We start from the raw sequence: 13,101 nt of genomic DNA on the forward strand, positions 1-13,101 counted from the left end.
GACCCCCCCGCTCGATAACAGCAGGGGCGCTACTTGGTGCCGAAGATCTTGTCGCCGGCGTCGCCGAGCCCGGGGAGGATGTAGCCGTGCTCGTTCAGGCGCTCGTCGATGGCCGCCACGTAGATGTCGATCTCGGGGTACGCCTCGGCGATCTTTTTCAGCCCCTCGGGTGCGGCGACGAGGCAGAGCACGCGGATCTGGAGGCAGCCGTTCTTCTTGAGCATCTCGATGGTCGCTGCCATGGAGCCGCCGGTGGCGAGCATCGGGTCGATGATGAGGGCGAGACGCTCGTCGAGTTTGGTCACGAAGCGCTCGAAGTAGGTGTGCGCCTCCAGGGTCTCCTCGTTCCTGGCGAGCCCCACCACGCTCACCTTGGCGTTGGGGATCATGTCGAGCACGCCGTCCAGCATGCCGATGCCGGCGCGCAGGATGGGGACCACGGTCACCTTCTTCCCCTTGATCTGCTGGATCTCGAACTTGCTGCCGTCCCATCCGGTGATGGTCCGCGACTCCAGCTGGAAATCTCTCGTGGCCTCGTAGGCGAGCAGGCAGGCGATCTCGGAGGTGAGTTCCCGGAACTTCTTCGTGCTGATGCCGCTCTCGCGCATCAGGCCAATCTTGTGCTTCACCAGGGGGTGGTTTACTTCGTGGACGCTCATCAGGCTCTCCCGTCGAAAAATTTGGTCATACCATACCGGATTTTATCCCTGCAAACAAGCAGTTACGCATTAGACCGGTCCAATCGAGTCAAGAATTGGGAGCAAAGGAAAACGGTTGTCTCTGACGGGGGGGGAGGAAGGGCTAGAGGAAGCGGTAGGCGATGGAGAGGAAGGCGGCCCAGGCGAGAACGGCAAGGGTCGCGATGAGGCAGACGATGGCGATGGCGTGGTGGGCGGCGTTTTCCCGGCTCCGCTCGCGGTACCCAAGGACCTTCGCCGCGATGATCCCCCCCGCGATGCCGCCGCCGTGGCCCCAGTTGTTGATGCCCGGCATGATGAGGCCGAACACGACGAGGCTGATGAGCCAGCCGCTCACCTCGCGGGATACCGCGGCGCCGTAGTTGCCGCCACGGCTCTTGCCGAAATAAAAGAGTGCTCCGATGAGGCCGCAGACCGAGGCGGAGGCCCCGATGGTGAACGGGACACCGGCAAAGCAGGAGGCGACGTAGCCGGCAACGCCGCTTGCGGTGTAGATGACGAACATGCGGCTCGCGCCGAACTCGGCGCTCACCCAGGGCCCGATCTGCCGGAGCGCCATCATGTTGAAGAGGATGTGCAAAAGCCCGCCGTGAAGATAACTGGCGGAGATGAGGGTCCAGAAGCGTCCCATCTCGAAAACCGGAACGGTGCCGGTCGCCCCCAACAGGAACAGGCTGTTCTGATCCGGGGAGAGAAAGCCGAAGAGCCCTCCCTCCATGCCGGTTCTTTTACTCAGGAAAAGCGACAGGAGGTAGAAGACGACGTTGGCCGCGATGATGCCGTTGATGGCGGAACCGCCCCCGGAAGCGCCCGACAGTACCCGGCGCACCGCGCCTCCCGGACGGGAGAGGGCGGCGCCGCACCAAAGGCATGAGCCGTAACGGGCGTCGGTGGGTTGCCCGCAGTTCGGGCAGGTTATGGAGGGGTGGGCCATTCCGGGGGACCTCTGAGTGATATCGCGCCACACTGTACCATTTTCACTGAATAAAACAACCACAGAGCGAAGGTGGCGGCAGGAATAGAAGAAAGCAGATCCAAGAGATCGTTCCGATATGACAACTCGCGCCGACGTCGTTGCGCCGTCTGCTGCACGTGATAGATTTTCAGCGTCGGTTCTTCCTGCATCACATGCCCGGTCGGTATACTGCGAGGTGCGCTATGACAGAAACAGCATGCGACGAATTCGGCCCCTGCCGCGTCATCCAGCTTTACTCTCCCAAGGAAGCGCTGCGGGCCTTCGTGGTCGTCGACAACACGGCACTAGGCCCCGCGGTGGGAGGCGTCCGCATGTCACCCACGGTGAGCCTCGACGAGGTGCGCCGCCTGGCCCGGACCATGACCCTGAAGAATGCGGCGGCGGGACTGCCTCACGGCGGGGCCAAGGCCGGTATCGTGGCGTCCCCCGCTGCCCCGGACAAGGAAAGGATCTTCCGCGTCTTCGCCCGGATGATCAGGGACATAGTGGACTACATCCCGGGCCCCGACATGGGGTGCGACGAGACGGCCATGGCCTGGATACGCGACGAGACGGGTCGCTCGGTCGGGCTGCCTGAAGAGATCGGGGGACTCCCGTTGGACCGGCTCGGCGCCACCGGGTTCGGCATCGCCGAGTGCGCCGAGGTTGCCGCGGGCTTCGCGGGGTTTGATCTGGCGGGGGCACGGGTCGCCATCGAGGGGTTCGGCAGCGTGGGAAAGGCGACCGCCCGGTTCCTGGCCGGGAAGGGGGCGGTTTTGGTGGCGGTATCGGACTCGAGAGGCGGGGTATACCATCCTGCGGGGCTCGATCACGCCGCGCTCAGCGAGGTGAAGCGGTTGGGGAGGAGCGTAGCCGACTGCGGCAAGGGTGAAGTGCTGCCGCGCGACGGGATATTCGCCGTCCCCTGCGACATCCTGGTACCGGCGGCCACCCCCGACGTGATCCACGCGGGAAACGTCGGGAAGATCCAGGCCCGTCTCGTCCTGGAAGGCGCCAACATCCCGGCAACGCCGGAAGCGGAAAGGGAACTGCAGGCACGAGGCACCCTGGTACTGCCGGACTTCATCGCCAATGCCGGAGGGGTGATCATGGCGGCCATGGAGTACGCCGGCAGGAGCGAGCAGGATGCCTTCACCGCGATAAGCGAGCGGATCAGGAGGAACACGAGGCTTACCCTGGAAAGGGCGGCGGCAGACAAGATCCTGCCCCGCGCGGCGGCCGATCTGCTGGCGCGAGAGAGGGTGAGACAGGCGATGAGCTACCGGGACTACTGAAATATGTGTAAATGATTCACATCCCGCATCGGTATGCCTAAGGCGCCCCCCTGAATTCGCCTCTAGCCGCAGTCGAGAAACAAGAGAGCAGGGTCTTCCAGGTACCGGAGCACCTTGCCGAGAAAACGGGCGACGTCGGCCCCGTCGGTGGCGCGGTGATCGAAGGTGAGGGACAGGGGAAGGATCTTCCTGATGACGATCTCCCCGCGGTACACCCAGGGGCGTTCCACGATGCGGCCGAACCCCATGATGGCGACGTCGGGCCAGTTGATGATGGGTGTCGCGAATGTGCCGCCGAAATGCCCGTAGTTGGTGATGGTGAAGCTGCTCCCCTTCAGCTCCTCGAGCGTTATGCTCCGCTCGCGCGCCTTGCGCCCCAGTTCCTGGACCGCCTGGGCGAGCTCGATGATGCTCTTTTTGTCCACGTCCCGGATCACCGGGACCATGAGACCCTCGGGGGTATCCACCGCGAGACCGAAATGGTAGTGCCGTTTGAGGACCAGCTCCTGGGTCTCGTCATCGATCGAGGCGTTCAGGAGGGGATGCTCCTTCAGGGCGTGCTGCACCGCCTTGATGAAGAAGGGAAGGAAGGTAAGGTGCGTGCCGCGGGATTCCACCTCCCCCTGCTCCCGCACGCGCATCTCGTAGATCTCGGTGATGTCCACCTCCTCCATGCTGGTCACGAAAGCGGTGGTCCGCTGCGAGGCGGTCACGTTGCGGGCGATGGTCCGGCGCAGGCCGCGCAGCGGTACGCGCTCCTCCGCCCCCCCAGGCGCGGCGGCAGCGACCGCCTCCAGGTCCTCGGGCCGTATGCAGCCGCGCGGCCCGCTCCCCTTGATGGTTCCGAGATCGATGCCGCGCTCCCGCGCCAACCTGCGCACCATGGGGGTGGCGAAAGGCGTAGCCTCTATGGCGGCCTCGGCAGGTTCTTCCTCAGCCTCGGGAAGCGAGCCCACGATCCCCACCGACGCCGGGCGCTGCTGGGATTGCGGTGGCTGCGGTGGCTGCGGTGGCTGCGGGGGCTGCAGCGGCGCGGCCTCGCCTTCAGCTATGGAGAGAAGGACCTCCCCGACCTGCACCGTCTCACCTTCCTTCCGGTGCAGGCGCTCTACGACACCTTCCCTCGGTGAAGGGACCTCGACCACCGCCTTGTCGGTCTCCACCTCCAAAAGCGGCTGGTGTTCACGAACCGTGTCGCCTGCCGAAACCAGCCAGCGGCGCAGTTCCACCTCGGTGATCCCCTCGCCCAGATCCGGAAGTTTGAAATCGAAAGGCATGCACTTCTCCTTTTTAAGGCTGTCGTTCGTTCCGACCGCCACACACAGCTCCTCCCCCCGGAGGGGGGAGGTCGGGAGGGGGGAAAGCAGGGAAACTGCCGCTGCACGCCACTCCACCCGGAATGAATCAGTATTGCAAGACTTCGTCGAGGGCTTGTCTGATCTGCTGCGCGCCCGGAAGGTAGTGATCAATCAGCTTCGCCAGCGGAACCGGGACATCGGGCGCGGTGACCCGAAGGACGGGCCCCCGCAGATGCAAGATCGCCTCCTCGGCCACGGTGGCCGCGATCTCGGCGCCGAAACCGCAGCTCTTTGCCGCCTCGTGCACGATCACGAGCCGCCCGGTCTTTCGCACCGAGGCGAGCACCGCCCCGATGTCGAAGGGGCTCAGGGTGAGGAGATCCAGCACCTCGGCGTCGTAGCCATCGACCGCTTTAAGCACCCGTTCGAGCATGCTCCCCCACGCGACCACGGTTACCGCGCCACCGGAACGCGCCACCCGCGCCTTCCCGAGTTCCACCAGGTATTCCCCTTCCGGCACCTCCTCGCGGATCAGTCGGTAGAGCCTCGTCGGCTCAAGAAAGAGCACGGGATCGGGGTCGCGCAGTGCCGACAACAAGAGCCCTTTGGCCATGTACGGGCCGGACGGGACCACCACCTTAAGCCCCGGCACCTGGCAAAAGAGCGCCTCGGTGCTTTCCTCGTGCAGTTCGGGGGCCTTGATCCCGCCGCCGTAGGGGGTGCGCACCACGAGGGGACAGGTGAACCGGCCGCGGGAACGGGAACGGATGCGCGCGGCGTGTGCGAAGAGCTGTTCAAAGGCGGAGTAGGTGAACCCCATGAACTGTATCTCCGGCACCGGGCGCAACCCGTAGGCAGCCATGCCGATGGCGGCCCCCATGATCCCGGCTTCGCAAAGCGGCGTGTCGAGCACGCGCTCGCCGCCGAAGCGCTCCATGAGCCCCTCGGTCACCCGGAAGACGCCGCCGTCGCGCCCCACGTCCTCGCCTAAAAGGACCACCCGGTCGTCGCGCTCCATCTCGTAGGCGAGCGCCTGGTTTATCGCCTGCACCATGTTCAGTTGCGCCATGTCAAAGTCCCTTCTTCTGCCCGGCCTGGCGCGGGGTGAGCGCGGCGAGCACGCCGTCGAAAAGCTCCGCCGGGGCCGGAGGAGGCACATCCTCCATCTCCCGGATCGCATCGTCGATGATACGCGCCGCCTTTTCCTTCGCCTCGACCCGCAGCTGCGGTGTCCACGCCCCGCGCGCCTCGAGAAACCGCTCGAGCCTCGCGATCGGGTCGCGTTCGCGCCAGAGCGCCACCTCCTCGGGGGGGCGGTAACGGCCGGCATCGTCCGCGGTGGTGTGGTCGGCCATGCGGTAGGTGAGGCATTCGATGAAGGTGGGGCCGCCCCCACCCCTCGCCTTCTCGAACGCCTCACGCGTCGCCCGGTACACGGCAAAGACGTCGTTGCCGTCCACCTGCACCCCTTCAAAACCGTAGGCGATCGCTTTCTGGGCTATCGAGGGGGAAGCGGTCTGCGTCTTAAGCGGCACCGAGATGGCCCACTGGTTGTTCTGGCAGATGAAAACCATGGGGAGCTTGAAGACCCCCGCCATGTTCATCCCTTCGTGGAAGTCTCCCTTCGAGGTAGCACCGTCGCCGAAGTAGGTCACCACCACCGCAGGGTCGCGGCGGTAGCGGACGGCGAGCGCGGCACCGACGGCCTGTGGTATCTGGCTTGCCACCGCGACGCAGAAGGGAAAGATGTTCAGCCCCTCGGGGGCCTTCTGGGCGCGCTCGTCGCCGCCCCAGTACTGCAGGAGCTGTGCGATGGGAAAGCCGAGGGTGAGGTGCACCCCCATCTCGCGGAAGGAGGGGAAGACCCAGTCGCCAGGGGAGAGGGCGAAGGCGCTTCCCACCTGGGCCGCCTCCTGTCCGAGGATGGGGGGATAGGTGCCGATGCGCCCCTCCCGCTGCAGCGCGACGGCGCGCTCGTCGAAGACGCGGGCGAGCAGCATGAGCTCGTACATGCGGCGGATCTCCTCCTCCGACAATTGCGGCATGAGATCCGGGTCCGCCTCCCCGCGCTCGTTCAGCACGCCAAGGCGCTTTATCTCGAATGTTCCGATCGACTCTAACGGCATGATCCACTCTCTTATTAAAATTGGGGCCCGACGAGTATGAGAGTGTAAACGGACACTTGGGGGATGTCAAAAGTCGGCGGGGAGATGGCCCCCCGGGGGGGGGAGGGCGTTGCCCCGAAGTGAGAAGTTGCAGTTGGCTGCGCCCTCACCCTTACCCTCTCCCAAAGGGAGAGGGTAGGTGGACGTTAGCTAGCGAAAGACATTGGCCATCAGGGGGTAGAACTCAGCGCGCGCCCTTTCCCCGCGTGATCCTGCCGTAGAGGACCGGCAGCAGCGCGAAGAGCCCCAGGAGGGCGAAAGAGCCGAGTACGCGCGGGGATGCGACGTCGGATAGGGAGTTGATGGTGGCAAGGCTCGCCCCGGCGTTCACAAAGACGAAGCCTCCGGGGATGATGCCGACGAAGGTGCCGGGCACGAAGACGCGCAACGGGAGCCTCGTAAGCCCGGCGGCCAGGTTGATCAGGAAAAATGGGAAGAGCGGCACGAGACGCAGGAACAAAAGGTAGTTCCAGCCGCGCTCCTCGAGCTCGCGGTTTATCCCCTCGAGGCGCGCCCCGAAGCGGGCAAGGATCGCGTCGCGCAAGAGGTAGCGCGTGGCCAGAAAGGCGAGCGTCGCCCCGATGGTGGCCGCCGCCACGGCGTACACCGTACCGGCTAGCGGGCCGAAGACGGCGCCCGCGGCAAGAGACAGCACCGCGGCACCGGGAAGCGAGAACGCCGTCTGCAGGATGTAGATCGCCATGAAAAGCGCGACGGCACCGACGGTATGGGAGGCGTAGTAGTCGACCAGCAACTGGCGGTTCGCCTTCAGGGCCTCGAGGGTCAGGAAGCGCTGCAGGTCGAAATAAAAGAAGAGGGCCACCGCCGCGCAAGCGGTGAGAACGATGAGGATCTTTTTCGGGTTCATGAGGAATTCGGCTCCCAGTCGGCTTGGCAACATGCGATTTCTAGCATACAAACCGCGCGGGGCGTTACCATTTTCTTCGCCAGGCAAGCCAGGCGCGCAGAAGCCGCTGCACGAGCGGGGTGAGCCGGCGGCGCTGGTGGAGGTCGGCGAGCTTTTTGAGCACCTCGGCCTGGGTGGGATAGGGGTGGATGGTGTTGCCGATGGCGGCAAGCCCGAGACGGGAGGAGATCGCCAGGGCGACCTCGCCGATCATCTCTCCGGCGTGCCGCGCCACGATGGTCGCGCCGAGGATGGTGTCGCTCCCCTTCTTCAAATGCACCCGCGCAAACCCTTCCTCCTCGCCGTCCAGAACCGCCCGGTCCACTTCGGCAAGAGGGATGGTAAGGGTGTCGAGCGCCGTGCCGCGGGAAAGGGCGTCCGCCTCGGTCAACCCCACGTGCGCCACCTCCGGGTCGGTGTAGGTGCACCAGGGGACGGTGAGGGCGGAGTTGCGGCGCCTTCCCATGAAGAGCGCGTTGGCGATGACGATGCGCGCCTGGGCGTCCGCCGTGTGGGTGAACCTGAGGCGGGAGCAGACGTCCCCGGCGGCGTAGATGCGCGGGTTGGAGGTGCGCAGCGTGTCGTCGACCCGCACCCCTTCACGGTCGTAGCCGACCCCGGCCGCCTCGAGCCCGAGCCCCTCGACGTTGGGGGCGCGCCCGGCGCCGACCAGGATGGCGTCCACCTCGAGCTCGAAGTCACGCCCTTCACGCTCCAGATGCAGGACCTTCCCGGCTCCCCGCGCCTCGACCGCGCTGACCCCGGTCTCTAGGTGCACCTCGATCCCCTCGCGCAGGAAAGCCCGAAGCATCAGCGAGGAGGCTTCGGCATCGTCGCGTGCGAGGAGCCGCCTGCCGTGCTCGATGAGAAAAACCCGCGCGCCGAAGCGGGCAACCCCCTGGGCGAGCTCGCAGCCGATCGGGCCGCCCCCGATCACCGCCAGCCGCCGCGGCAGTTCGGTGAGCGAGAAAACGGTCTCGTTGGTGAGGTACCCCACCTCGGCGAGCCCAGGTATGGCCGGGGCCGCGGCCCTGGCGCCGGTGCAGACGGCGGCTCTCGCGAAGACAAGCGTCGCGCCGGCTACCTCGATGCGATCCGCTCCGGTGAAGCGTCCTTTCCCGAAGAAGACATCCACACCGAGCTCGTCCCTAAAGCGCCTGGCGGCGTCATGCCCGCTGAGCCCAGCCCTCAGTCTGCGCATCCGCTCCATGGCCGCACCGAAGTCCCCGGCGGTTCCCTCCCCGCCGGTCACGCCGAAGCGCGCGCCGTTGCGGGCGTCGAAAGCGGCGCGCGCGCCTCTCAGAAACCCCTTGGAGGGGACGCAGCCGACGTTCAGGCAATCCCCCCCCATGAAACCGCGCTCGATCAGGGCGACCTCCCCCCCTAGGCCGGCCGCACCCGCGGCGCAGACGAGACCGGCGGTACCGGCGCCGACGACGACCAGGTTGTAGCGCCCGGCAGGCTCGGGGTTCACCCAGTCTGCTGGATGTACGCTGTCAGCGAGCAGACGATTTTCCTCTGTATCGGGTTCCACCCTTTGCCGCGTGCTCATACCGTTTCCCCTCGCTGGCTCAGCACCATCCACTGCAGCAACTCCCGGTAAAACCGAAACAATGTGACCTTTCGCATGAAGCTTCGCTTCGATAATTCCCGGTGCAGTTTTCCCATAATTACCTTATCATTTTCCTCAGAATGACGAAGTTATACAAGGAGCCATTTTCCACCCAGCTGCCGGCAGTGTGACGGCGTCGCGGACCGGCCGCGTAAGACAAAGCCCCCCGGGGCTTGAGAGCACGGAGGAACCCATGAGCGGTGCAGTATCAGACACCAAAAGCTCCGGGAACAGTTCCGATAGCAGAAACGAGGCAAAAAGGACCAATTTCAAGGCGAACCACCTGCCGCGTAAGGCGCTCGCCGCGGAATTGAAGTTATATACCGACCTCTACGAAGCCGCCCCCATTGCGCACCTCACCCTGGACCGCTTCGGGGTGATCCGCGCGATAAACCAGACCGGCGCCGCCCTCCTCGGTGGCGACCGCGACACCTTGCTGGGGCGCCGCTTCGAAGAACTCGTCGACGACTCCTCCCACCACGCCCTCACGTCCCTTTTCAGCCACCTCTCCGTCCCAGGCGCACGGGCCAGCAGTGAGGTGACGCTCGCACTGGACGGTGCCCAGGCACCGCAGGTGCGTATCGAGGCACGTTCCTGCCGCGAAGGGTGGGAGTACCGGCTGGCCCTGGTGGACATCACCGAGTTGAGGGGAGCCGCCGAGGCGCTCCAAGTCTCGGAAGCGCGCTACCGTGGGCTTTTCGAGGCGGCCAAGGACGGCATCATGATCGTCGATGCGGCAAGCGGCGAGATCAGCGACGTCAACCCTTCCCTGCTCCGCATGCTCGGTTGCGGAAGAGAACAACTGGTCGGCCACAAGCTCTGGACCGTTCCGTCGCTGAGCGCCATCGCCTCGGACCAGACCGAGTTCGCCATGCTGCACCACGCCGACTTCATGCACAACATCGACCAGCACCTGGAGACGCAGGACGGTCGCAACATCGCGGTCGAGGTAATCAGCAACAGCTACCGGGTGGACCACACGACGGTGCTGCAGTTCAACATCCGCGACATCACCATCAGGAAGAATGCGGAGGACGCGCTCCTTAAAAGCGAGGAGCAGTGCCGCACCATCGTGAGCAACATAAACGAGTACGTATACAGCGTCCGCTTCGAAAACGGCGACATCAAGTCGGTCTACCACAGCCCGAAGTGCCTGGACATCACCGGCTACACCCCCGAGGAATACTACAAGGACCCGCTTTTGTGGTTCACCATGATCCACGAGGAGGACCGAAACCAGGTGGTGCAGTTCCTGAACAGCATCTTTGCCGGTGAGGACCAGGAACCGATCCGGCACCGCATCGTGCACAAGGACGGTTCGGTGCGCTGGATCCTGAACAACTGCGCCGTGCAGCGGGCGAGGAAGGGTGAAAAGGTCAGCATCTCCAGGCTGGACGGTTTCATCCTGGACATCACCGACATCAAGAGGGCCGAGGAGAACATCTTCTTCCTGGCGCACCACGACCCGCTCACCAAGCTACCAAACCGCAGCACCCTCTACGCCAAGATCGAGCAGGTCATCTCGGTCGCCATGAAGAACAGGCGCAACGTGGCGCTTTTGTTTCTCGACATCGACGGTTTCAAGCAGATCAACGACTCGATGGGACACGACGTGGGGGACCGGCTGCTGCAGTCCGTGGCGCGAAAGCTGAGCGACTGCACCCGCTCCTGCGACGTCGTGGCGCGGCTTGGGGGGGACGAATTCGTCGTGGTGCTCTGGGACTGCGGCGTGACCGAGACCACGCTCGTCGCCGAGAAGATCATCAACGCCGGCTTCCCGCTGCAGGGGACCAACATCATGGTCACCCCGAGCATCGGCATCAGCATCTTCCCGGAGGACGGCAGGGATTACCTGGCCCTTTTGAAGCACGCCGACATTGCCATGTACCACGCCAAGAAAACCGGCGGGAACAACTTCCAGTACTTCACGCCGCGCCTGAACCAGATGGCGCACGAGCGTTTCGCCGTGGAAGCGGAACTGCGCCGGGCGCTCGAGCATGAGGAGTTCGTGCTGCACTACCAGCCCAAGGTGGATCTCGTATCCGGGCACTTCAGCGGCATGGAGGCCCTGATCCGGTGGCAGCACCCGGTGCGCGGCCTCATCATGCCCGAGGAGTTCATCACCATCGCCGAGGAGAGCGGCCTTTTGCACCAGATCAGCAAGTGGATCATCCCCACGGTCTGCCGCCAGATTCAGCAGTGGCAGCAACAGGGCATCGGGCATGTCTCCGCGGCGGTCAACCTCTCGGCGAGCTTCTTCCAGCATCGCGATTTCGAGGAGACCGTCGAGGCATCCCTTCTCGAGACCGGCATCCCGCCGGAATGCCTGGAGCTGGAACTCACCGAGGCGACCATCATGAGCGACCCGCAAAGGGTCTTAGGGAGCATGGCGGCGATGAAGGCGCTCGGACTGCAACTCTCCATAGACGACTTCGGCATCGGCTACTCGAGCCTCAGCTATCTGAAGAAGCTTCCTGTGGACAAGCTGAAGATCGACCAGTCCTTCATCCGGAACATAGCCCGTGACCAGGACAACGCCGCCGTGGTACGCGCCGTGATCTCGATCGGTCGCAGCATGCAGCTCAAGGTGATCGCCGAGGGGGTCGAAAACGCTTCCCAGCTGGCCTGGCTGCAGGCCGAGGGGAGCGAAGAGGCGCAGGGGTACTACTTCAGCCGCCCGCTGCCGGTCCCGAAGATGACGGCGCTTTTAAAGCAGAACGCGAACTTCCTCCACAACCCGCGCGGCCGGGAACAGATGAAGCAGCACTGAAACGGCAAGAGGCCGGCAGGGTGATCCCCGCCGGCCTCTTTTTTTCCCTTCCGGCACACCTGATCGGTACCTGCCTAATCCTCGTCCTCTTCCCCCCCGCCATCCCCTTCATCATCGCTCCCCTGCATGGGAGGGGCGCCGGGCTGAAGCATCCGCATCATCTCTTCGTGGTTACGCTCCATCTCCTCGGTCATCTCGGCACGTTGCTGGGCCATCCTCTTGACCGTCTCCACCACGAGGTCGAGCTTTTTGTCGGCCGGAGCCTGGTCGAGCTCCTGCAGGAGCTCCTCGAGATCCTCGTCCTGTTCCTTCGCCTTATCGAGCATCCTTTCCATCATCATGCCGCGCATGCCGGGGGCGCCACCACGCGGCCCCATCCCCTGGGCGGAGCGCCCCGGCATGAGCCCGCAACCGCCCTGGCGGTACCCGGCCACGAGCGGTTCGAGATGGCTCTTCACCTGGGCCGCATCGATACGGTCGGCGCGCACCAGATCCTCCAACGCCCTCAGGTGCATCTTCACGTCGATCAGGTGCTGTTCCATCATCTTCTGCCGCTGCGGCGGAAGCTGCATTCCGGCGCGGTATTTTTCCATCTCCTCCACGCTGCGCCGCATCTCAGCGACGGCAACCCGCGCGAGCTGCGGTGCCACGGGCGCCCCCGCGTCGGCGGCGGCATAGAGCAGCTGGGCGAAGTTGGCCACGTTTCTGTGGTAGGCCATCATGAGCAGGTGCTCCGGAGTACGCGTCATCTCCCTCCGCATGGGGCCTTTCATGATGTAACCCGGCGAGCCGGGCACCGCATCCTTCATCTGGGGCATGTCCCCGTAGACCGGGGCGGGTTTGTCGGCGGCAAAGGCCGGCAGGGCGGCAAGGAGAAGAACTGCTACTGCTGCTGGCATCCGTTTCACGGTCGGTCCTCCTTTCAAGAAAAGGCCGGGTTGACCCGGCTCAATGGATATCGATGACGACGGTTAAAACTGTCACAGCGGTCGTTGCTTCAGGATCAGGTTCAGTATAACAAGTATCCCGGCAATCCCAAGCAGCAGATGGAGGTATCCGCCGAAGGTATAGTGGGTCACCAGGCCGATCAACCACACAACGAGCAGTATCACGATGATTGCCTTGAGCATGTCCACCTCCGCCGGAAAGCTTTCGGCCCGACCGTTCCAACGATCCGGCAGCTGCTGTTACTTCCCAACCCTCAGCCTGGTGAGGTTTTCCATCAACCCGAAGACGTTCAAAAGCCAGAGAACCACAACGATGACGACAACGGCGTTGAGAATGGACTTGATCGACCCAGCCATGGGGATGAAGGTATTAACGAGCCACAGCAGGACGCCGACCACGATGAGAACGAGCAGCACGTGCACCAAGGGCATGACGAACACCTCCTCTTTCGGT

General features: G+C 64.4%; 12 protein-coding genes. 2 read left to right on the plus strand and 10 right to left on the minus strand.

Annotated features, from left to right (window positions below):
* Positions 1-29: 29 nt before the first annotated feature.
* Entirely contained in the window at positions 30-659 is a 630-nt protein-coding gene (gene upp, locus D6Z24_RS14825; RefSeq protein ID WP_129127371.1) for a uracil phosphoribosyltransferase, read from the minus strand.
* A gap of 142 nt (positions 660-801) precedes the next feature.
* The gene (locus tag D6Z24_RS14830; RefSeq protein ID WP_129127372.1) at positions 802-1,632 is read right to left on the minus strand and encodes a rhomboid family intramembrane serine protease; all 831 of its coding nucleotides are present in this window, start codon (positions 1,630-1,632) and stop codon (positions 802-804) included.
* Positions 1,633-1,856: 224 nt separating this feature from the next.
* Here D6Z24_RS14830 and D6Z24_RS14835 point away from each other — a divergent pair, with 224 nt between their 5' ends.
* The gene (locus D6Z24_RS14835; RefSeq protein ID WP_129127373.1) at positions 1,857-2,948 is read left to right on the plus strand and encodes a Glu/Leu/Phe/Val family dehydrogenase; all 1,092 of its coding nucleotides are present in this window, start codon (positions 1,857-1,859) and stop codon (positions 2,946-2,948) included.
* Positions 2,949-3,010: 62 nt separating this feature from the next.
* On the opposite strand, the gene D6Z24_RS14840 is transcribed toward D6Z24_RS14835, so the two are convergent.
* The 5 genes from D6Z24_RS14840 to D6Z24_RS14860 all read right to left on the minus strand — a co-directional run bounded on the left by D6Z24_RS14840 (position 3,011) and on the right by D6Z24_RS14860 (position 8,870).
* Complete coding sequence (locus D6Z24_RS14840; protein ID WP_129127428.1) at positions 3,011-4,225, minus strand: dihydrolipoamide acetyltransferase family protein; 1,215 nt, start codon at positions 4,223-4,225, stop codon at positions 3,011-3,013.
* Positions 4,226-4,352: 127 nt separating this feature from the next.
* A complete protein-coding gene (locus D6Z24_RS14845) occupies positions 4,353-5,315 on the minus strand; it encodes an alpha-ketoacid dehydrogenase subunit beta (RefSeq protein ID WP_129127374.1) in 963 nt (320 codons plus the stop codon).
* Position 5,316: 1 nt separating this feature from the next.
* A complete protein-coding gene (gene pdhA, locus D6Z24_RS14850) occupies positions 5,317-6,372 on the minus strand; it encodes a pyruvate dehydrogenase (acetyl-transferring) E1 component subunit alpha (protein WP_129127375.1) in 1,056 nt (351 codons plus the stop codon).
* 223 nt (positions 6,373-6,595) lie between these two features.
* A complete protein-coding gene (locus D6Z24_RS14855) occupies positions 6,596-7,279 on the minus strand; it encodes a TVP38/TMEM64 family protein (RefSeq protein ID WP_129127376.1) in 684 nt (227 codons plus the stop codon).
* Between the two features lie 64 nt (positions 7,280-7,343).
* Positions 7,344-8,870 carry a mercuric reductase gene (locus D6Z24_RS14860; RefSeq protein WP_129127377.1) on the minus strand — a complete coding sequence of 509 codons (1,527 nt, stop codon included), beginning with the start codon at positions 8,868-8,870 and terminating at the stop codon, positions 7,344-7,346.
* A gap of 253 nt (positions 8,871-9,123) precedes the next feature.
* On the opposite strand from D6Z24_RS14860, the gene D6Z24_RS14865 reads away from it, so the two are divergent.
* Positions 9,124-11,700: a sensor domain-containing protein gene (locus D6Z24_RS14865; protein ID WP_129127378.1), complete on the plus strand. Its 2,577-nt coding sequence runs from the start codon at positions 9,124-9,126 to the stop codon at positions 11,698-11,700.
* 74 nt (positions 11,701-11,774) lie between these two features.
* Here D6Z24_RS14865 and D6Z24_RS14870 read toward each other — a convergent pair whose 3' ends face one another.
* From D6Z24_RS14870 to D6Z24_RS14880, 3 genes are all read right to left on the minus strand, one after another.
* Complete coding sequence (locus D6Z24_RS14870) at positions 11,775-12,599, minus strand: hypothetical protein (RefSeq protein ID WP_246014683.1); 825 nt, start codon at positions 12,597-12,599, stop codon at positions 11,775-11,777.
* Positions 12,600-12,680: 81 nt separating this feature from the next.
* A complete protein-coding gene (locus tag D6Z24_RS14875) occupies positions 12,681-12,830 on the minus strand; it encodes a lmo0937 family membrane protein (RefSeq protein ID WP_129127380.1) in 150 nt (49 codons plus the stop codon).
* A 57-nt stretch (positions 12,831-12,887) separates the two neighbouring features.
* A complete protein-coding gene (locus D6Z24_RS14880) occupies positions 12,888-13,079 on the minus strand; it encodes a Thivi_2564 family membrane protein (RefSeq protein WP_129127381.1) in 192 nt (63 codons plus the stop codon).
* Between the last annotated feature and the right edge of the window lie 22 nt (positions 13,080-13,101).

It is taken from the genome of Geomonas oryzae (genome assembly GCF_004117875.1).
Classification (GTDB): domain Bacteria; phylum Desulfobacterota; class Desulfuromonadia; order Geobacterales; family Geobacteraceae; genus Geomonas; species Geomonas oryzae.

What these genes read in the sequence shown, in the direction of transcription:
- upp (WP_129127371.1), bottom strand. Translation starts at nt 659, where the DNA reads ATGAGCGTCCACGAAGTAAACCACCCCCTGGTGAAGCACAAGATTGGC.
- D6Z24_RS14830 (WP_129127372.1), bottom strand. Translation starts at nt 1,632, where the DNA reads ATGGCCCACCCCTCCATAACCTGCCCGAACTGCGGGCAACCCACCGAC.
- D6Z24_RS14835 (WP_129127373.1), top strand. Translation starts at nt 1,857, where the DNA reads ATGACAGAAACAGCATGCGACGAATTCGGCCCCTGCCGCGTCATCCAG.
- D6Z24_RS14840 (WP_129127428.1), bottom strand. Translation starts at nt 4,225, where the DNA reads ATGCCTTTCGATTTCAAACTTCCGGATCTGGGCGAGGGGATCACCGAG.
- D6Z24_RS14845 (WP_129127374.1), bottom strand. Translation starts at nt 5,315, where the DNA reads ATGGCGCAACTGAACATGGTGCAGGCGATAAACCAGGCGCTCGCCTAC.
- pdhA (WP_129127375.1), bottom strand. Translation starts at nt 6,372, where the DNA reads ATGCCGTTAGAGTCGATCGGAACATTCGAGATAAAGCGCCTTGGCGTG.
- D6Z24_RS14855 (WP_129127376.1), bottom strand. Translation starts at nt 7,279, where the DNA reads ATGAACCCGAAAAAGATCCTCATCGTTCTCACCGCTTGCGCGGCGGTG.
- D6Z24_RS14860 (WP_129127377.1), bottom strand. Translation starts at nt 8,870, where the DNA reads ATGAGCACGCGGCAAAGGGTGGAACCCGATACAGAGGAAAATCGTCTG.
- D6Z24_RS14865 (WP_129127378.1), top strand. Translation starts at nt 9,124, where the DNA reads ATGAGCGGTGCAGTATCAGACACCAAAAGCTCCGGGAACAGTTCCGAT.
- D6Z24_RS14870 (WP_246014683.1), bottom strand. Translation starts at nt 12,599, where the DNA reads ATGCCAGCAGCAGTAGCAGTTCTTCTCCTTGCCGCCCTGCCGGCCTTT.
- D6Z24_RS14875 (WP_129127380.1), bottom strand. Translation starts at nt 12,830, where the DNA reads ATGCTCAAGGCAATCATCGTGATACTGCTCGTTGTGTGGTTGATCGGC.
- D6Z24_RS14880 (WP_129127381.1), bottom strand. Translation starts at nt 13,079, where the DNA reads ATGCCCTTGGTGCACGTGCTGCTCGTTCTCATCGTGGTCGGCGTCCTG.